General features: G+C 58.9%; 17 protein-coding genes. 7 read left to right on the top strand and 10 right to left on the bottom strand.

Translation table 11 applies throughout. The features are described 5' to 3' along the window. Positions 1–5: 5 nt before the first annotated feature. Entirely contained in the window at positions 6–1,631 is a 1,626-nt protein-coding gene (locus ACUTSW_RS14315) for a TIGR04028 family ABC transporter substrate-binding protein (protein ID WP_445584702.1), read from the bottom strand. Positions 1,632–1,808: 177 nt separating this feature from the next. Here ACUTSW_RS14315 and ACUTSW_RS14310 point away from each other — a divergent pair, with 177 nt between their 5' ends. Next, a complete protein-coding gene (locus ACUTSW_RS14310) occupies positions 1,809–2,057 on the top strand; it encodes a hypothetical protein (RefSeq protein ID WP_445584701.1) in 249 nt (82 codons plus the stop codon). A gap of 15 nt (positions 2,058–2,072) precedes the next feature. On the opposite strand, the gene ACUTSW_RS14305 is transcribed toward ACUTSW_RS14310, so the two are convergent. Then, on the bottom strand, positions 2,073–3,368 hold the full coding sequence (locus ACUTSW_RS14305) for an MFS transporter (RefSeq protein ID WP_445584700.1): 1,296 nt from the start codon (positions 3,366–3,368) through the stop codon (positions 2,073–2,075). 305 nt (positions 3,369–3,673) lie between these two features. Here ACUTSW_RS14305 and ACUTSW_RS14300 point away from each other — a divergent pair, with 305 nt between their 5' ends. Continuing rightward, positions 3,674–4,390: a FadR/GntR family transcriptional regulator gene (locus tag ACUTSW_RS14300; RefSeq protein ID WP_126483922.1), complete on the top strand. Its 717-nt coding sequence runs from the start codon at positions 3,674–3,676 to the stop codon at positions 4,388–4,390. A gap of 41 nt (positions 4,391–4,431) precedes the next feature. On the opposite strand, the gene ACUTSW_RS14295 is transcribed toward ACUTSW_RS14300, so the two are convergent. Next, positions 4,432–5,685, bottom strand: coding sequence for an enolase C-terminal domain-like protein (locus ACUTSW_RS14295; RefSeq protein WP_004946762.1), 1,254 nt, complete (start codon positions 5,683–5,685; stop codon positions 4,432–4,434). 355 nt (positions 5,686–6,040) lie between these two features. Between ACUTSW_RS14295 and ACUTSW_RS14290 the strand changes: the two genes are divergently transcribed. The 3 genes from ACUTSW_RS14290 to idnD all read left to right on the top strand — a co-directional run bounded on the left by ACUTSW_RS14290 (position 6,041) and on the right by idnD (position 9,317). After that, positions 6,041–6,808 carry an SDR family oxidoreductase gene (locus tag ACUTSW_RS14290; RefSeq protein ID WP_006326506.1) on the top strand — a complete coding sequence of 256 codons (768 nt, stop codon included), beginning with the start codon at positions 6,041–6,043 and terminating at the stop codon, positions 6,806–6,808. A gap of 98 nt (positions 6,809–6,906) precedes the next feature. Beyond that, positions 6,907–8,271 (top strand): MFS transporter, encoded by a 1,365-nt coding sequence (locus ACUTSW_RS14285; protein ID WP_020439406.1) that lies wholly within the window; start codon positions 6,907–6,909, stop codon positions 8,269–8,271. Beyond that, complete coding sequence (gene idnD / locus ACUTSW_RS14280; protein WP_445584699.1) at positions 8,271–9,317, top strand: L-idonate 5-dehydrogenase; 1,047 nt, start codon at positions 8,271–8,273, stop codon at positions 9,315–9,317. Before ACUTSW_RS14285 ends, idnD begins: the two co-directional genes overlap by 1 nt. 27 nt (positions 9,318–9,344) lie before the next feature. Here the strand turns inward: idnD and ACUTSW_RS14275 are convergent, their stop codons facing one another. Further along, positions 9,345–9,974, bottom strand: coding sequence for a hypothetical protein (locus ACUTSW_RS14275; protein WP_004946774.1), 630 nt, complete (start codon positions 9,972–9,974; stop codon positions 9,345–9,347). A gap of 88 nt (positions 9,975–10,062) precedes the next feature. On the opposite strand from ACUTSW_RS14275, the gene ACUTSW_RS14270 reads away from it, so the two are divergent. Further along, entirely contained in the window at positions 10,063–10,998 is a 936-nt protein-coding gene (locus tag ACUTSW_RS14270; protein WP_445584698.1) for a LysR family transcriptional regulator, read from the top strand. Here the strand turns inward: ACUTSW_RS14270 and alkB are convergent. Further along, positions 10,981–11,628: a DNA oxidative demethylase AlkB gene (gene alkB, locus ACUTSW_RS14265; protein WP_004946782.1), complete on the bottom strand. Its 648-nt coding sequence runs from the start codon at positions 11,626–11,628 to the stop codon at positions 10,981–10,983. The genes ACUTSW_RS14270 and alkB overlap by 18 nt on opposite strands. Before the next feature lie 139 nt (positions 11,629–11,767). Between alkB and rarD the strand changes: the two genes are divergently transcribed. Then, positions 11,768–12,652, top strand: a complete 885-nt coding sequence (gene rarD, locus ACUTSW_RS14260) for an EamA family transporter RarD (RefSeq protein ID WP_004946787.1) — start codon at positions 11,768–11,770, stop codon at positions 12,650–12,652. A 27-nt stretch (positions 12,653–12,679) separates the two neighbouring features. Here rarD and ACUTSW_RS14255 read toward each other — a convergent pair whose 3' ends face one another. The 5 genes from ACUTSW_RS14255 to citX all read right to left on the bottom strand — a co-directional run bounded on the left by ACUTSW_RS14255 (position 12,680) and on the right by citX (position 17,756). After that, entirely contained in the window at positions 12,680–13,435 is a 756-nt protein-coding gene (locus ACUTSW_RS14255) for a 4'-phosphopantetheinyl transferase family protein (RefSeq protein WP_445584697.1), read from the bottom strand. A gap of 44 nt (positions 13,436–13,479) precedes the next feature. Next, a complete protein-coding gene (gene agp / locus ACUTSW_RS14250; RefSeq protein WP_062867965.1) occupies positions 13,480–14,709 on the bottom strand; it encodes a bifunctional glucose-1-phosphatase/inositol phosphatase in 1,230 nt (409 codons plus the stop codon). Positions 14,710–14,852: 143 nt separating this feature from the next. Then, positions 14,853–16,316 carry an anion permease gene (locus tag ACUTSW_RS14245; RefSeq protein ID WP_062867966.1) on the bottom strand — a complete coding sequence of 488 codons (1,464 nt, stop codon included), beginning with the start codon at positions 16,314–16,316 and terminating at the stop codon, positions 14,853–14,855. Positions 16,317–16,345: 29 nt separating this feature from the next. Beyond that, complete coding sequence (gene citG, locus ACUTSW_RS14240; RefSeq protein ID WP_445584755.1) at positions 16,346–17,227, bottom strand: triphosphoribosyl-dephospho-CoA synthase CitG; 882 nt, start codon at positions 17,225–17,227, stop codon at positions 16,346–16,348. After that, on the bottom strand, positions 17,208–17,756 hold the full coding sequence (citX, locus tag ACUTSW_RS14235) for a citrate lyase holo-[acyl-carrier protein] synthase (protein ID WP_062867967.1): 549 nt from the start codon (positions 17,754–17,756) through the stop codon (positions 17,208–17,210). The genes citG and citX overlap by 20 nt, the downstream gene beginning before the upstream one ends. Positions 17,757–17,760: the final 4 nt, after the last annotated feature.

Below are 17,760 nucleotides of genomic sequence, written 5' to 3'. Positions count from 1 at the left end.
CCTCCTTAATGTTTCTCTAACCAGGCGCCATAGAAACTCGGGCGGCCGACCGCTTCAAAACTGACGCCCTTCAGATAAGGCGCGCCGGCAAACACCTGCGGCTCCTCAAAGAACGGGATCACATAGGCCTGATCGAGCAGGTAGTTTTGCGCCTCGCCGGCGATTTGCAGGCGTTTTTGCGCATCGACTTCGGAAGCGATGCCCAGCAGCAGCGCGTTCAGCTTGTCATCGCTGAATTGGCTGTTCTTGCCGCTGCCGCCTTTTTGCAGCAGCGCATCGCGGTTGGTCGGGTAGAACTGGCTTTTAATCACGTCGGGATCGGCGCGGCCCACTTCCACCACCGTCGCCGGGGTTTTCTGCGGATCGAGGTTATCCGCTACCCGGCTGCCGGCGTCGCCGGCCAGGATGTTCAGCCGCGCCCCCACCTTGCCCCACTGCTGCGAAACCAGCTGCAACACCGCCTTGTTCTGTGGCTGCGGCAGGGATTCATACACATTCAGCAGCAGTTTTTTGCCCTCTTTCTCGCGCAGGCCGTCGCTGCCCTTTTTCCAGCCGGCTTCATCCAGCAGACGGTTGGCTAACTGCGGATCGAACTTCAGCTTGTCGGACAGATCGACAAAACCGGCGGCGGACGAGGCGATGACCGATTTGGCCTGCGGGTAATTGGCGGAGAACAGCGTCTCGACGATTTGCTTGCTGTCGGTGGCATGCAGCAGCGCCTGGCGCACCCGCAGGTCGCTCACCAGCGGGTTGTCCGGCCGGAAGGCGACGCTGTCGTTAACGCCACGCGTCGGGGCGGCGTAAATCGTGAACCCCTGATCCTGCGTCTGCTTCTCGTCATAAGCCTGAATTTGGCGAATAAAGTCCGCCTGGCCGGCCTGCAACGCGCCAATGCGCACGCTGTCTTCACCGGTGACGATCACCTTGATGCCGTCCAGATTGGCGCGCCCCTGCTGCGCCAGTTTGGTGGGGCCCCAGGTGTAGTCCTTGCGTACGCTGAGATCCACTTCGCGCCCCAGCGTTTCGCCGCTGACCACGAACGGGCCGGAGCCGATGATATGGCGTGCGTCGCCGAGTTCGTCGTAACTGCGGTTCAGGGTGCTGAGGGACACCAGCCCCGAGCCGATGGCGGCGGTGCCCTGCAGGAAGCCCGGCGATGAACGTTTGAAGTAAAATTTGACGGTCAGCGGGTCGATCACTTCGCTGCGGTCATAGTTGTTGATCACCTCCGACACCGGCAGGCGTTTGTCTTTATTGCCCAGACCGTAGGTATCAAAATTCTTCGCCACCGCGTTGGCGTCCAGCGGCGTGCCATCGGAGAAGGTGACGCCCGGGCGCAGCTTGAAAGTGTATTCGGTTTTATCGGCGTTGCTGCTCCAGGATTCGGCGATCCACGGCTCAATCTCCAGCGTTTTCGGGTTCTGATAGGTCAGTTTGTCGGTGATCTGGTTGAGGATGCCGCCGTTGGGGTAGAAACCGCCGGAGGGCGGGTAAAGGTTGGTGTGCGCCTGCTGTTCCAGGTAGACCAGCGTGCCGCCCTGCACCGCCGCCAGCGCCGGATGAACGCTCGCCGCCAGGCCCAATGCCACTGTTATCCCGCCGGTTAATGTGTTGAAAGAGAACTTAAACATAGATTTGCCACGCCTTCTTTATTTCGGAACGTTATGGGTGAGATAACAAACCAAATCGGCGGGGAGTTGAACGAACTAATTTCGCTAACCAAGGGTGGAAAACGCACAAGGCGCTCTGGCTTGGCAGAATCGAGGTAATGTTATAGCGTATCAAAAACCAAAATCAGGAGAGCCAGGATGAAAATTCAACTCTCGCTGCTGTTCCTTGGCCTGCTGGCCGGGCGGGCGGCCGCGTTTCAGTCGAAGGTGCCGGAACCGCAGCCAGAACAGGCGCGTGCGGCGGAAAGTACCCTAGAGACCATGTTCTATGGTTTTCACGCGATGGATGCGCAGGCGATCAACATCGGCACCTGCGCAGCATTGCCGCAGGCCGGATGCCAATGCGCTTTCTGCACCCAGCTGCGACAGGCCGGGCCGGCGAAATGACCACCCGGCCTGGACTTATCGGCAGGCCGCGGCGTCAGGCGCGCCAATCCGCGGCGCCGGGTTGGAGAAACGGGTCAGCGCCGTCAGCGCCACCGCGATAATCAGCGACGTGCCCATAAAGACGTAAGACGCCTGCGGCCCCTGCGTAACGCCATTGAGATAGCCGACAATCCAGGCGCCAACAAATGACCCCAACGCGCCGAAACTCACGATGAATGCCATCGCCCCCGCCATCACGTTCCGCGGCAGCAACTCCGGGATCGCCGCAAAGAACGGGCCATACGGCGTATACATCGCCCCGCCGGCTATCACCAACAGCACATAAGACAGCCAGAAATGATGGGCACCGAGCGTGAAGGACGCGCAAAAACATACCGCGCCCAATCCCAGGAACAGCAGCACTACCGGTTTGCGTTGCTGATATTTATCAGAGAAGTAGGATGCGCTGAGCATGAGCGGCACCGCCAGCAGATAGGGCGCGGCGGACAACCAGCCGGTAGCGACGATGCCCATGCCGGAGGCCGTTTTCAAAATCGACGGCAGCCACATGATGAAACCGTACATGCCGATATTCCAGAAGAAATGAATAAACGACAGCGCCAAAACCTTGCGGGAACGGAATGCCTCACCGTAATTTTTAATCGGTTGCATGCCCGTCTGTTCAGCGGCCAGCGTAGCCTCGAGATCGGCTTTTTCCTGCTCGCTGAGCCAAGCGGCATCTTTTGGCCGATCGACAAATATTACCCACCAGATTGCCGCCCAGATAATCGCCGGCACCCCTTCAATGATGAACATGCCGCGCCAGCCGAAGGCATCGACCAAATAACCGGACAGGATCGACATCCACAGCACGGTGATGGGGTTACCCAGGAACAGGAAGGTATTGGCTTTCGACCTCTCCTGCTTGGTAAACCAATGGCTGAGGAATACCAACATCGCCGGCATCACGACACTCTCCGCCACCCCGAGCAGGAAGCGGATAACGGCCAAGGTCGCCACATTGCTGACCAAGCCGGTAGCCGTGGCCAAAATCCCCCACAGCACCAGACTCCAAAAAATCAGCGCCTTCGCGCTGCGTTTCTCGGCGTAAATGCCGCCAGGCACCTGGAAAAAGAAGTAACCGAGGAAGAACAAGGCTCCCAGCAGTGACGACATGCCGGGCGTAATATTGAGATCCTGTGCCAGTCCTGCCGCTGCGCCAAAACCGTAGTTGGCGCGATCAAGGTAGGCCAGGCTATAGGTGATAAAAGCCAGTGGGATAAGCTTTCGCCAGCGGATTGGCGCCAGTTTGACGGGTAAATTGATGTTCATGTGAGTTTTCCCAAGGGAGGTTTAATGAATACCGGTCCATACGGGCAGACAGGGCTTTTCTGTTTATCATTTTAAAAAACCACATGTCATACCATTACTTGTATGACATCCTTCAAGATCAAAAATGAATCACTATTGCACCGCAATCAATCGCCAGTGCCGTAAATTGAAATGGCGATCACAAAATAAATTTATGACGCCTTGGCTGGGTCCAGCCACGCAAAAATGCGGTGAAAAACTTCACACCTGTAGCGCGGCGTGCTATACCACAGGCATGTTGTAGGACAACTTATGCGACGGATATCATGAGTCTTCAATCAATCCAAAAACACAACGTGGTCAACGCGGTTTACGAACAAATTAAAGAAAAACTGTTGGACGGCAGTTGGCCGCCGGGGAGCAAACTGCCTTCAGAAGCCGAACTGACCGCCTCTTTCAACGTCAGTCGGGTCAGCATTCGCAGCGCGGTGCAGCGGCTGCGCGATTTGGGCATTGTGGTGACCCATCAGGGCAAAGGCAGCTTCGTCGCCAAACACCTCAATCCGCAAAACCTGTTCAACGAACAGCAACCCATCATGCACCTCAGCCGTGAAGAGTTTCACGACATGATGGTGTTCCGCCAAACGGTAGAGTTCAAATGCATGGAGCTGGCGGTATTAAACGCCACACCGGAAGACATCACCGCACTGGAACAGGCGCTGAACCGCATGCTGGTCAACAAAGACGATTACAAGAAGTATTCCCAGGCCGATTTCGAGTTTCATCTCGCGATCGCCAAAGCGTCGCAGAACAAAGTGTTCTACAACGTGATGCACTCGATCAAAGACACCTATTACTACTATCTGGAAGAACTGAACCGGGCACTGGGCATCTCGCTGGAAAGCGTCGAGGCGCACATCAAGGTGTTTATGGCGATTAAGAACCGCGACTCTTCTACCGCCGTTGCGGTGCTCAATGAGGCGATGGCGGAGAACGTCATCGCCATCGAAAAACTCAAGCAGACGGCATCGGGCAGCGAGTAGCTCGCTTGCAAAGGGCGCAATAAATGCGCCCTCAAGCGAGGTTAAGGCCGGGATGCCGTGCCGTCCGGCGTGCGCGCCAGCGTCCAGGACGGGATCCCGCCGATGCACGGGTACTGCGCCGCTTTTTTCTCATCGATATCTATGCCCAACCCCGGGCGATCGCTCAGGTAGGCATAACCCCGCTCAATGTCCGGGCAACCGGTGAACACCTCGCGCAGCGCGTCATTCATCGGCGTGTACTCTTGAATACCGAAATTGGTGAGGCTCATGTCCAGGTGCAGGTTAGCCGCTACGCCAACCGGAGAAATATCCCCCGGCCCATGCCATGCGGTGCGTACCCCGTGGATTTCACTCAGCGTCGCCAGTTTTTTCGCCGGGGTTATGCCGCCGATGGTGCTGACGTGACAGCGGATATAATCGATCAGATTGTGGGTAATCAACGTTCTCCAGTCATTGACGTTGGTAAACAATTCCCCCATTGAGATCGGCGTAGAGGACTGTTGGCGCAACATTTTCAACCAATCGATATTTTCCGGCGCCACCGGATCTTCCAGATAAAACAGCTGGTACTGTTCCAGCGTTTTAGCCAGTTGAATGGCCGCGATCGGCGTCACCCGCTCATGCACATCGTGGATAAACTCGATGCCGAACCCCAGCTTGTCGCGCAAATGTTCAAACAGACGCGGCACACTTCGCACGTAGGCGTCCGGATCAAAATAAATGCCCGGCGTGCTGCTGCGCGGCGAACGTTTGGGTTGAATGTTTTTTGCCCGCGCCAACTGAGTGGCGATCAGCTTCAGGTCATCCGTCCCCGCCCCGCCGTACATCCCCATTTGGCAACGCACGTATTGGTAACCCTCTTCCATACGCGCACGAATGTTGTCCTCCACCTCGAACTCATCGCTGCCGTCGGTGTGGCAATACAGCGGTATGCCATCGCGACACTGGCCCCCCAGCAGTTCATACACCGGTAAACCGGCGACCTTGCCTTTGATATCCCACAGCGCCATGTCGACGCCGGACAGCGCATTATTCATGATCGGCCCGCTGCGCCAGTAACCGCTAACGCAGGCGGATTGCCAGATATCTTCGATCCGCGCCGGATCCTTCCCGATCAAAAACGGCGCCATGTAGTCGTCAATTGCCGTTTTCACCGCATGTATGCGTTGAGTGAAGGTCGCGCACCCCAGCCCATACAGCCCCGGTTGGTTGGTCTCTACCTTCACTACCGCCAGATCGATGCCGCCTGGGGCGGTGAGAATGGTTTTTACGCCGGTGATTTTTAAATTGCCCACTGGAAACTCCTTTGATCGCAAACTTATAAGTTGTCCTACAAGATAAAGAAACTTATATCACCGATGACGCAAGCCCTAAAGCGCCAATTAAAAATTATGTGCGCTGCGTCATACTGTAAAACAAAGACAAAATAACCAATTGTTTTATATGTAATTTAAAAGAAACCCTTCCCACGATGAAATTTTCTTTTGTGATCGAAGTTTCAAAAACCGTTTAACCGCATTGATTTCCATCAAGGCTTACCGCAATTTTAATATGAATGATGTCATACAAGCTGTTGGCGCAGCATTTCGCATAATGCCCCTAACGGCCCGGCAGGCATCAGGATCATTTAACCAACCATAAGGGGTTGATATGTCTGCTCTGTTTGATTTAACGGGGAAAACGGCGCTGGTGACCGGTTCCACCCGCGGATTAGGTTTTTCCTACGCTGAGGGGCTGGCGGCGGCCGGTGCCGCCGTTATCCTTAACGGCACCCAACCCGCGACGGTACAGGCAGCGGTCGAACGCTTGCAATCGCAAGGCCACCGGGCACGCGGTTTTGCTTTTGACGTGACCGATGAACAAGCCATTGAAGCGGTATTCAGCCAGCTCGATCGGGAGCACGTCGAAGTCGACATCGTGATCAACAACGCCGGCATTCAATATCGCAAACCGCTGGTCGATCTGGAATTGGCGCAGTGGCAACGCGTGCTCGATACCAACCTGACCAGCGCCTTTATCGTTGCCCGTGCCGCCGCAAAGCGGATGATCGCCCGCGGCAAGGGCGGAAAAATCATCAATATCGGCTCGCTGACCAGCCAGGCGGCCCGCGCGACGGTAGCGCCTTATACCGCCGCCAAGGGCGGCATCAAGATGCTGACCTGCTCAATGGCGGCCGAATGGGCCGAATTTAACATTCAGTCCAATGCCATTGGCCCAGGTTATATTCTGACCGATATGAATGCCGCGCTGGTTGACAACCCAGCCTTCGACAGCTGGGTGAAAGCCAGCAATCCCTCAAAGCGCTGGGGCAAACCGGAGGAGTTGATCGGAACCGCCGTCTATCTGGCTTCCGACGCGTCGAATTACGTTAACGGGCAAATCATTTACGTCGATGGCGGTTGGCTTGCCGTGTTGTAATTTTCCCACAGCCTCCGAATGCGTATTTGCCCACGGCGGGCATACCGCCCCTGTACCCAAAAAACCTATAAAAACAAGTCACTCACCAGGACAAAAAAATGAAAGCAACAAAGTCGCGATTCTTTATTCTGTCGCTGTTGTTTATCGTCACGGCAATAAATTATATGGACCGGGCCAACCTGTCCGTCGCCGGCAGCAAGATTCAGTCCGAATTCGATCTCAGCGCCACCCAGTTGGGATTGCTGTTTTCCATGTTTACCTGGTTTTACGCCGCCAGCCAGATCCCGGTCGGTTACGTGCTGGATCGCATCGGCTCGCGCATTCTGTACGGCAGCGCCATTATTTTATGGAGCCTGTTTACCTTCATGATGGGGTTTGCCTCGCACCATTTATTCGCCACCGCGACCGCGTCATTCCTGATGCTGCTGGCCTGCCGGGCGCTGATTGGCGTTGCCGAAGCTCCTTCCTTCCCGTCCAACACCAAGATCATCGCCAGTTGGTTTCCCGACCATGAGCGTGCGCGCGCCACGGCCATTTACTCCAGTGCGCAGTATATCGGTCTGGCGCTGTTAACCCCGGCGCTCTCCTACATAGTGGCGGAATACGGTTGGGAGATGTCGTTCTATCTGTCTGGCGGCGTCGGCATTTTGTTCGGCATCTATTGGTTGATCGCCTACCGCGATCCGCAACACAGCCGCAAAACCAATCAGCGAGAGCTGGACTATATTCGCGAAGGTGGCGGTTACGGCTCCAAAAACCAGGCTAACGTCAGCGAAAAAGTGCGCTGGAGCGATATCGCCTTTTTCCTCAGGCAGCGCACCGTTTGGGGATTGTTCATCGCCCAGTTCGCCTGTTCCTCCACGCTCTATTTCTTCCTGACCTGGTTTATCGTTTACCTGGAAAAAGGGCTGCACCTGCCGATAGCCAAAGCCGGGTTGGGCGCGTCCTTCCCCTACCTGATGGCGATGGCCGGCGTGCTGTGTGGCGGCACGCTGAGCGATATGCTGCTGAAAAAGGGCAAGTCCCGCACCTTTGCCCGTAAACTGCCGGTCATGTCGGGCCTGTTCCTGACCATGATTATCTGCCTGGTCAACTTTTTCGAAGACCAACCGGTGATCGCCATCGCCATTTTGTCCATCGCCTTCTTCGCCAACGCCTTCTCCAATTTGGGCTGGGTGGTCTGGAGCGATGTGATCCCGCGCAATTTCATCGGCACCATGGGCGGCTGCCTGAACATCTGCGGCAACCTTTCCGGCATCGTCAGCCCGATCGTCATTGGCGTCATTTTGCAACGCACCAATAACTTCCACTATGCGATGTGGTATATCGCCGCCGTCGCGCTAATGGGCCTGCTGGCGTATACCTTCCTGGTCGGCAAGATTGAGGTGCTCGTTCCCCCGAAACCGGAAAAACCTTTACCGCCGCACGCCAACGCGGACCTCCACAACATTGAGGCAAAATAATGAGCAAAAAGACCCTAAGCTGCAAAGCCTGCTTCGCCTACGGTGAAAAAGACGTGCGCGTTGAGCTGCGCGAGCTGGAATACGATGAGAATGACGTGTTGGTGAAAGTGGAACGCGGCGGCATCTGCGGCTCCGATATTCATTATTACCAGCACGGCCGCGCCGGCATGTCGGTCCTCAAACACCCGATGGTGGTCGGGCATGAATTCGTCGGCACCGTCAGCCAGGCCCCCGCCGGATCGGCACTGCGGGTGGGGCAGCGGGTGGCGGTCAACCCATCGCAACCCTGCAATCATTGCGAATACTGTCTGGCGGGCAAACAAAACCTGTGCGCCACCATGCGCTTTATGGGCAGCGCGCAGTTTAATCCGCACGTTAACGGCGGTTTTTCCGAATACGTGGTGGCAACGGAGCAACAATGCATTCCTTACCGCGATAACGTCGCGCCACAGGTGATGGCCTTTGCCGAACCGCTGGCGGTTGCCATTCATGCAGTCAATGTTGCCGGCACGCTAGTGGGGAAACGCGTGCTGGTGATAGGTGCAGGCCCCATCGGCTGCCTGATCCTGGCCGCTGCGCGCAGCGCCGGCGCGTCCGAACTGGTCGCCTCCGATGTCAGTGATCGTTGCCTGACGCTGGCCCGGCAAATGGGCGCCACCGCCACCTTCAACCCGCTGAATGAGGGCAGTGCTGCGCCTTATCAGGAAAACAAAGGTTATTTCGACGTGGTGTTTGAAGCCTCCGGCAGCCCGGCGGCCATAGCCTCAACCGTGGCCCTGGCCCGCCCCGCCGGCACCGTGGTGCAAGTGGGCATGGGCGCCAACAGCGTCGATTATCCGGTCATGCCCATGCTGGTGAAGGAAATCCGTTGGGTCGGTTCGTTCCGCTTTGTCGACGAGTTTACTACCGCCGTTAAATGGTTGCAGGATGGTCGCATCGACCCGCTGCCCCTGCTCAGCGGCGAATACCCGCCGGAAGCGATTGAAAATGCGCTGATCGCCGCCGCCGACAAAAACCTGTCTTCCAAGGTGCAAATTCGATTCTGACCGACTTATCGCCAGGGCTGAGCCTGCTCAGCCCATTTCATACTGCACAATCAACTGCCCTTTTTTCATCTTCACCGCCGTGATGGTCACCGCGCCCAGCTCGCTCAGCGAGGCCACGTGGGTGCCGCCGCAGCCGTAAACGGGCAGATCGCCGAACCCCACCTGACGCACGCCATCGACGTCCAACTGCCTGCGCGGCAAATTGGCCGCGATCAGCCGTTGCAGTTCCGCCTGCAGGGCACCTTGTTCCAGCGTTTGCGGGTCTGCGCCCGGCGCAAAGGTGATGCGCCCTTCTCCTGGCCAATGATGCGCCTTCACCGGTTGCCAGCCGTGGTTTTCCCCCACCCAGCCAATCAGGTGGCCGGCGGAATGCCAGCGGGCGTGCAACCGGCGCCGCTCGCCATCTACCTGTTGGTTCACCGGCCCGGCGCTCACGGGTTCGGCGGTGAAATGCAGCACCTTATCGCCCTGCTGCGCCACGCGCAGTACCGGGATGGCGCCGAGAGCGCCGGTATCGGCCTGTTGCCCGCCGCCCTGCGGATGGAACAGCGTCGCGCTCAGCTCCACGGCATAGCCGCCGTCTTCGACCGGGGTGCAGGCCAACACCTGCGCTTCGCCCTGTAGCTCGTCGCTGTAATAATAAAGTCGTTCGGTCATGGCTTTCTCCTGGTTACAGAACTCTGCCTAGTATATTCATGCCATAATCAAAGGATAATCCGTCTTCTTTACAATGGACCTTTGCGCTGTGAGCACAAATCTATCCCATTCCCTGCTGGCCGAAATGGCCGTTTTCGTTCAGGTGGTGGAAAGCGGCAGCTTCTCCGCCGCCGCCCGCCTGCTGGGCACCTCGCCCTCGGCCACCAGCCGCAGCGTGGCGAAACTCGAACAGGCACTGGCGCTGCAACTGCTGCATCGCACTACCCGCAAGCTGCGCCTGAGCGAACAGGGCGAAGAAGCCTTCCTGCGCTGCCGCAGCATGCTGGACGCCGCACATTCGGTGATGGAAATCAGCGGCCAGGGCGCCGTAGAACCGGAAGGCTTGATCAGCGTCAGCGTCCCCAAAGCGGTAGGCCGCTTCGTGCTGCACCCGCATATCCCGGCATTTTTGCGCCGCTACCCCAAGGTGGACGTGCGTCTGCGGCTGGAAGACCGCTATATGGACCTGATTGACGATCGGGTCGATCTGGCGTTACGCATTACCGATCGCCCGTCACCCGGGCTGATCGGCCGCCAGTTGATGACGATAGAACACCTGTTGTGCGCCACGCCGGAGTATCTGGCGCAGCATGGCACGCCACAGCAGCCGCAGGATTTGGCACAGCACAGCTGCATTTATCTGGGGGAAACGCCCAACGACGCCCGCTGGAAATTCCGTCGCGCCGGCAAAACGATCACGGTGAACGTGCGCGGCCGCTATGCCGCCAACCATACCGGCGTGCGGCTGGATGCGGTGAAACAGCACCTCGGCATCGGCAGCCTGCCCTACTTTACCGCCCGGCAGGCGCTGGACAGCGGTGAAGTGGTGCAGGTGCTGCCGGCGTGGGATTTCCTCAGCAGCTACCACGGCGGCCTGTGGCTGCTGTATGCACCCAACCAGCATCTGCCGCCCAAACTGCGGGTGTTTATCGATTATCTGGTCGCCTGCCTGGCCAAAGAGCCGCAGCTAAAGCGCCTTGCGTAGGGTGATGTTGATCCTGTGCGGCCCCACCAGCGAATGGTAGCCCTCTTTGATCGGCATAATGCCGTGAAAGCACAGCCGCGACGGGCCGCCCCACACCACGACGTCGCCGTGCGCCAGGGGAATGCGCTGGGCCCGATCACTGCGCTGCATGCCGCCGAACTGGAACACCGCCGGTAATCCCAGGGAGACCGAGACGATCGGTGAGCCAAAATCGTGTTCGTCTTTATCCTGATGCAGCGACAGCTTGCTGCCGGGATCGTAGCGGTTAATCAGGCATGAATCCGGTACGAACGGCGCAAAGCCCGCCTGCTGCGCCGCTTCGTCCGCCAGCGCCATAAAAATAGCCGGGATGGGCGGCCAACGTTTGCCGCTGCGCGAATCGCGCTCGGAGTAACGATAGCCGCGGCTGTCGCTGCTCCAGCCGTTGCCGCACCAGCTCATCGCCACCGACATCACATGGCCGCCCGGCGTGGTCATGTGCCGCCACGGCACCTGCGCGATCACCCCCTTCACCGCCGCCAGCAGTTCCGGCCCGTGGTCGCGCACAAAACCGTGCATCACCACCGCGCCCGGAGCGATCTGCTCGCGCCACGGCGGTGGCACGGCGTCTTCGAAAAGATCGAGAGTCATTGCTTAATGCCTGTATGAATACCCAGTAATTATTTTAACTCGCCACCGAGGATTGTCCAGTGTGATGCGCGCCATTGTTGTCCGCGCCAAACTTCTCTAGAGTACCTGCAATAAAATCAATAACCTTTAGGGATCGCACGTGATTAAAGGGATCGTTCTTTCGGTTGTCGCCTCGGTATTGTTCGCCGTGATGTATTACTACACCTCCACGCTGGCCCCGCTCGACGGTGAACAGGTCTTCGGCTGGCGCACCCTGCTGACGGTGCCGTTTCTGACGCTGTTTATGATTTTTTCCGCCGACTGGCGCCGGGTCAGCGAGACGCTGCGCTGGATCAAACAGCGGCCGCGCCGCCTGCTGTTTCTGCCGCTGAGTTCCGCGCTGCTGGGGGTTCAGCTGTGGCTGTTCCTGTGGGCGCCGCTGCACGGCAAGGCGCTGGAGGTGTCGCTCGGTTATTTCCTGCTGCCGCTGACCATGGTGCTGGCGGGGCGAGTGATTTTCCGCGATCGCCTGTCGCTGCTGCAAAAGCTGGCGGTGGGTTGCGCCATTATCGGCGTCGGCAACGAGCTGTATCAGGTCGGCGGCGTTTCCTGGGCGACGCTGGTGGTGGCGCTGGGTTATCCGGTTTACTTTATTCTGCGTCGGCATTTCGGCACCGATAACCTTGGCGGGCTGTGGTGCGAACTGGCGCTGATGCTGCCGGTCGCCGGCTGGTTCGCCTTTGGCGGAAACGGGCCGCAGGCCGCATTGGCCACTCATCCGCTGCTGTATGTGCAGATCCCGCTATTGGGTATTCTCAGTGCCTCCGCGCTGGTGTGTTATATCCTGGCCAGCCGCCTGCTGCCGTTCAGCCTGTTTGGCCTGCTGAGCTACGTGGAGCCGGTGCTGTTGGTGGTGGTGGCGCTGTTGCTGGGCGAGAGTATCGGCCGCGACGAATGGCTGACCTATATTCCGATCTGGCTGGCGGTGCTGTTGTTGGTGGCGGAAGGTACGCGTCATCTGTTGCGCCGTCGACAGATAAAGTGACGGCGTCACGTGAATTATTTAATTGATTTATAAATAGATAAATGTGGTTACATCGTCACTTTCATGCCAGTAACGCCCGCTAAAACGGCGGCCGGCGTGGCAATGCGCCGTGAGTGGCTTAAGCAGTTCCAGTTCAAAGGTCCGCTCTCGCGTATCTATCGCCACCATACGCGCATCGAGAAAATCAAAGTAGCAACCCACCTGCGGGTACAGCGTTTTGAACAGGCTCTCTTTAGCGGAGAACGCTATCGTCAGCAGTTGGTTAAACGCCTGCGGGCGCTGGCGCAGCATTGCGCACTCTTCTTCGCCGATGATAGCGGTCCACAGTTCTTCGGCTCGTTCGGCCGGGATCAGCGTTTCAACGTCCAGCCCCACGCCACCCAGCCCGCTTTCCCGATGTACCGCGCACAGCGCGGTATCCGCATTATGGCTGAGCGCCCCGGCAATTCCCTGCGGCCACTGCGGCGCGCGGTCTTCTCCCCTCGGCAAGGTAAAATCGGCAAACCCCAACGGCGCCAGCAATGCCCGCGCCAGATAACGCCCGGCCAGATACTCCGCCCGCCGCTTTGGCACCGCACGCGCCAGATGCTCGGGGATCGCCATACCGACGTCGCCGAAACAGCGGTCCTGATAGTCCGCCAGGGAAAAGCGGCAACGGGCGACCTGCCCCGGATAACCGTCCAGGTTCAGCCATTCGATGGTGGGGATAAAAGAAGAGAACACTTGTCGTCCAGGGTGAGTGTGCAGGCCGCTAATTTTAGACGCCGGATGGACCGGCAACAACGATTATTCCTCTCCCCCCAACCGGAGGGAGAGGAACGGTGAGATTACAGAATATCCTTCATGGTTTTTTCGAAATCGCTCCAGGCACAGAAACCCTGTTTATCCACCGGGCAACCTTCCAGCGCCAGCGTCACGCGCTGCGGCGGCGTTTTCAGCGTCAGCGGATTGGCATTGCGCAGTTGGTCCGCAGACTGGTAGACGTACTCAATCTTCAGCAGGTCGCGATCGTTTTTCTTATCGTGCCAGCGCTGGAACACCAGTTTGCCGCCGATCGGCGTTTTCTCATACTGGTGCGGCAGCTGATAAGGCTTGAAGCGCATCGCCGACAGCAGCGAAGCGATGTTGGAGTCATGGCCCACCAGCACCGTCACCTTCGGCGCATCCGGTTTGCGTTCGCCAATCAAGGCGCCGTTGATGTAGGTCAGCAGCGGTTTGGCGACGTTCTGCGCCACCACCGGCGAGGTGAACAGCGAATCCTGGTAACCGTCTTTCAACTGTGCCAGCTGTTTCCACTGCTGCGGCGTGGTGATTTTGCCCCAGGCCACGTCCTTCATCGGAAAGCCTTCGTAATATTGCAGCATGAAGGCGTCCACCAGCGAGTTCCCCACCCGCAGCGGGCCGGCGACGCCCGGCTCTTTGCCCGGCACCGCGCTCATCTTGCTGGCTTCTTTGGTCAGATCGCAGTGCTTGTCGGTTTTACAGGCGCTGGACGCTTGGTAATCGATGATTTTCGCCAGTTGTTTGTAGGCGGCATCCAGCTTCAGCGAGGCCAGTTCGGTATTCATCGCCCCCAGCGCCTGTTGATTGAAGGCTTCGCTGTTGTCGGTGATGATCGGGTTGAAGGTGGGATCCATCTCCCCCATTTTTTCCTGGTGGTGCACGCTGATGTCGCAGCCGGGGAACGCGCCGTTGGTAAAGAACTGCGCGGTCGCGACCGTGCGTTGCAGGCTGTTGGCGTAAACGTAAACGCTGCCGGCGGTCGGGCAGCCTTCCTGCGGCAATACGCCGGTCTGCTTGAGCCACTCGTTGAAATAATGGCCCATATACACTTCCAGCACCCCGCCCTTGGTGGTCAACAGGCCACCCGGCGTATCCCAGGCCGGCCAGGCTTTAGGGGTAGATTGCGCCAGCACGCTGCCGTTATTGGCCAGCGGCGCACGCAGGTTGTGGCGGCTCATCAGCAGCACCTGTTCCAGCTGATAGTCGTTGGTGTCCGCCAGGGCATTCCCGGTCAACAATAAGGGCAAGCACAGCAATAACGTTTTTCTTCTCATCCGCAGAGGCTCCAGGAAAGTGATTATTTTGAATATGTTAGCTTTCGCCTCGCTATGATGGAGAGGTTATCCGGTGAAGTGTGTGACGAGTATCACGGGGAGAGGATCCGACAAGCGGCCATCGAGAGATGGCCGCAGGCAACTCAATACCACAAACGCAGGATAGGCCAGCCGATCAACAGCAGCGCGGCGATATACACCACGCCGAGAATGCCGCCCATCCGCCAGTAATCTTTCGATTTCACGTAGCCGCAGCCGTAGATAATCACCCCCGGCCCGGTGGCGTACGGCGTCAGCACGCCCATGATGCCGATCGACAACACCAGCAGCATCGAAAGTTGCTCTAACGGCACGCCAGGCAGCCCTTTGCCGACCGCCAGGATCACCGGCAGCAGGGTGGCGGTATGCGCCGACAGGCTGGCGAACAGGTAGTGGGCGAAGTAGAACACCAGCACCAGCGCCACCACCGTCATGTTCGGCGAGAAGCCGTCCAGGTGGGTGCTCATGGTCTGGGCGAACCAGTCGATAAAGCCGGAGCGCGTCAGGCCGTTGGCCATCACCACCAACGTCGCCAGGTTAACCAGCGTGTTCCAGGCGCTGGAGTATTTGGTGATGTCCTTCCACGACACCACGTGCAGCGCCAGCATCAGCGAGACCGCCAGCAGGCAGACCGTGGTGGCATCCAACAACTTGCCGCCGAACACCCACAGGCTCAGGCTGAACAGCACCAGGCCAATCAAGGTCCACTCCTTGCGCGTCAGCTTGCCCATTTCACCCAGCGCGGTGTTGGCCCAGGCAGCCACTTCGCTGCTGTGGGTCACGCCCGGTTTGTACAGGTAATAGGAAATCAACGGCGCGACAATCAGCAGCAACAGCCCGACCGGCAGGAAGGCCAGGAACCACTGCATCCAGCTGATGTGCACCCCGGCGATTTTGCCGACAAACTCAATCCCCAACACGTTGGGTGCCGCGCCGGTGACGAACATCGACGAGCTGATGCTGGTGCCGACCACCATCATCCACATCAGGTAGCCGCCAATACGCCGCGACGAAGGGTCGTTGGGGAACGAGTCAAACAGCGGCGGCAGGTTTTTCACCACCGGGAACACCGTGCCGCCGGTGCGTGCGGTGTTGGACGGGGTAAACGGCGCCAGCAGGATATCGATGATCACCACCGCGTAGCCGAGCGTCAGGGTACGCTTGCCCATAAACTTCACCAGGAACAACGCGATACGCCGCCCAAGCCCGGTGGCCTCGTAGCCCAGCGCAAAGATGAACGCGCCGAAGACCAGCCAGACGGTGGTGCTGGAGAAGCCCGCCAGCCCCCACTTCAACGCCTCTTTACCGGCCTTGAAACCCGGTTCCGCCAGTTCCTGCGCGCCAAACAGCACCCAGTTGGCGCTGAGCACGCTGAGCGTCACGGCGATAAAGCTGATGGCGGTAGCCGGGATCGGCTCCAGGATCATGCCGACAATCATCGCCACAAAGATGGCGAAATAGCGCCAGGCCTGCGGCGGCATGCCGTCGGGCGTGGGTATCAACAGCAGGATCGCGAGCACCAGCAGCGGTACTATCGCTTTCCAGATTTTTTCCTGGGTTTGAGACATAAGACTCTCCTGAAGAAGGGTTATTGTTTTTAGTTCGGTAATTGCGCCAGCAGCCAGGTGACGATCAACAGATCGGCGCTGCCGCCAGGGCTGAGGTGGCGAAGGATGCAGTCGGCGTCGAACTGCCGCAGGCGTTGTCTGCCCCGTGCGCCCTGCGCCCCGCCCTGCGCCAACAGACCGTCGGCACGCCGCTGCAACCAGCGCAACCCGGCCAGGCCGCCGCGCGAAGCGACGTTGGTGTCCTGGTTGTGGGCCATCAGCCACAGCAGGCTGTCCATCAGCGCCGTCTGCTCATCGCAGCCCGCCTTCAGCCGTTGTCGGTAGAACGGCAGCGCGCCATTGATCACGCGCTCAAAGCCGGACTCCGCCTCGCCGCGTGCGCCGCTCAGGCCATGTTCGGCAAACAAGCGCTGGCCGGCGGTCTGCAATGCGTTGCGGGTTTGCAGCTCGCGGGCCACCAGCCCACGACACATGGCCGCCACCTCGGCGCACAGCGTTGCGGCATCGATCTTCTTTTGCTGCTGATAACGGCGGCCAAAAGCGGCGCACAGCAGGCCGAGGGAAAACACGCTGCCTTTATGGGTGTTGACGCCGCCGGTGGCCTGGAACATATGGTTTTCGCAGGCCAGGCCCAGCGGGCGCAGCCGCAACAGCTGTTCGTCGGCCGGGCGCGCGGCATCGTCGCAACCCTGCTGGATAAAACGCGGCAGCCAAATGCCGATGGCGCGGGCACTGCGATAAAAGTGGCCGAGGTTCATATCCCGGTGAGCACCGTTGTTATGGCGATCCACCAGCCCCGGTTTGGGCGTGAGGTTTACTTCCACCAGCAGTGCGCGGTAGGCGGTGCGGGCGAAATCCTGTGCCGCCGTTTGCGGCGCACGCCTGGCAGGCTTAACGGGCTGAGAGCGCATCATTGAGCATCCTTTCCATTTGCTGCAGCAGCTGTTCGCTGTCGTGCCGCCGTTGGCGGGCGCACAGTTTGGCCGGCTGGCCGCACAACAGGCAGCGACGTTCCGCCAGCCCCAGATCGCGCCGCGACAAAATACGCCCCTGGGTATCCAGCACGTCGATATCCCACAGCCGGCCAATCGGCTGTTGCACCTCTAACTGCATGGCGCAGTCCTTCACCCGCCGGGCATCGGCCTGCAATGCCAGAAAGCCTTCGCAGCCGGTGGCGAGCGCCAGAGTTTCGGCCTGCAGACAGCGCCAACCTTGCTCGCGCCATAGCTGTTGCAGCGCCTGCCAGCCGAGGTTGAAGATGTTGCGCGTCAACGCGCTGTCTTTTCGCGCACCGGGCACCACCAGCGTCAACACCAACAGCGTGGATTGATGGCGCGCCAGCCATGCCTGTTGGCGCGCCTGGCGGCAATCGCGGCTGGTGAGCAGCTCCGGCAGGCTTACGGCGCGGTTGGCAGCCAGTTCGGGGGCAACGTAAGCCATAGAG

The sequence above is a fragment of the Serratia sp. TSA_198.1 genome (assembly GCF_052686505.1).
This window is presented reverse-complemented; position numbering and strand designations above follow the sequence as displayed.

Bases quoted from the DNA above. Each gene is read 5' to 3' on its own strand.
- citX (WP_062867967.1), bottom strand. From the start codon at position 17,756: ATGGCTTACGTTGCCCCCGAACTGGCTGCCAACCGCGCCGTAAGCCTG.
- ACUTSW_RS14305 (WP_445584700.1), bottom strand. From the start codon at position 3,368: ATGAACATCAATTTACCCGTCAAACTGGCGCCAATCCGCTGGCGAAAG.
- alkB (WP_004946782.1), bottom strand. From the start codon at position 11,628: ATGACTCTCGATCTTTTCGAAGACGCCGTGCCACCGCCGTGGCGCGAG.
- ACUTSW_RS14290 (WP_006326506.1), top strand. From the start codon at position 6,041: ATGTCTGCTCTGTTTGATTTAACGGGGAAAACGGCGCTGGTGACCGGT.
- idnD (WP_445584699.1), top strand. From the start codon at position 8,271: ATGAGCAAAAAGACCCTAAGCTGCAAAGCCTGCTTCGCCTACGGTGAA.
- ACUTSW_RS14300 (WP_126483922.1), top strand. From the start codon at position 3,674: ATGAGTCTTCAATCAATCCAAAAACACAACGTGGTCAACGCGGTTTAC.
- ACUTSW_RS14310 (WP_445584701.1), top strand. From the start codon at position 1,809: ATGAAAATTCAACTCTCGCTGCTGTTCCTTGGCCTGCTGGCCGGGCGG.
- ACUTSW_RS14275 (WP_004946774.1), bottom strand. From the start codon at position 9,974: ATGACCGAACGACTTTATTATTACAGCGACGAGCTACAGGGCGAAGCG.
- ACUTSW_RS14315 (WP_445584702.1), bottom strand. From the start codon at position 1,631: ATGTTTAAGTTCTCTTTCAACACATTAACCGGCGGGATAACAGTGGCA.
- citG (WP_445584755.1), bottom strand. From the start codon at position 17,227: ATGCGCTCTCAGCCCGTTAAGCCTGCCAGGCGTGCGCCGCAAACGGCG.
- ACUTSW_RS14245 (WP_062867966.1), bottom strand. From the start codon at position 16,316: ATGTCTCAAACCCAGGAAAAAATCTGGAAAGCGATAGTACCGCTGCTG.
- agp (WP_062867965.1), bottom strand. From the start codon at position 14,709: ATGAGAAGAAAAACGTTATTGCTGTGCTTGCCCTTATTGTTGACCGGG.
- ACUTSW_RS14285 (WP_020439406.1), top strand. From the start codon at position 6,907: ATGAAAGCAACAAAGTCGCGATTCTTTATTCTGTCGCTGTTGTTTATC.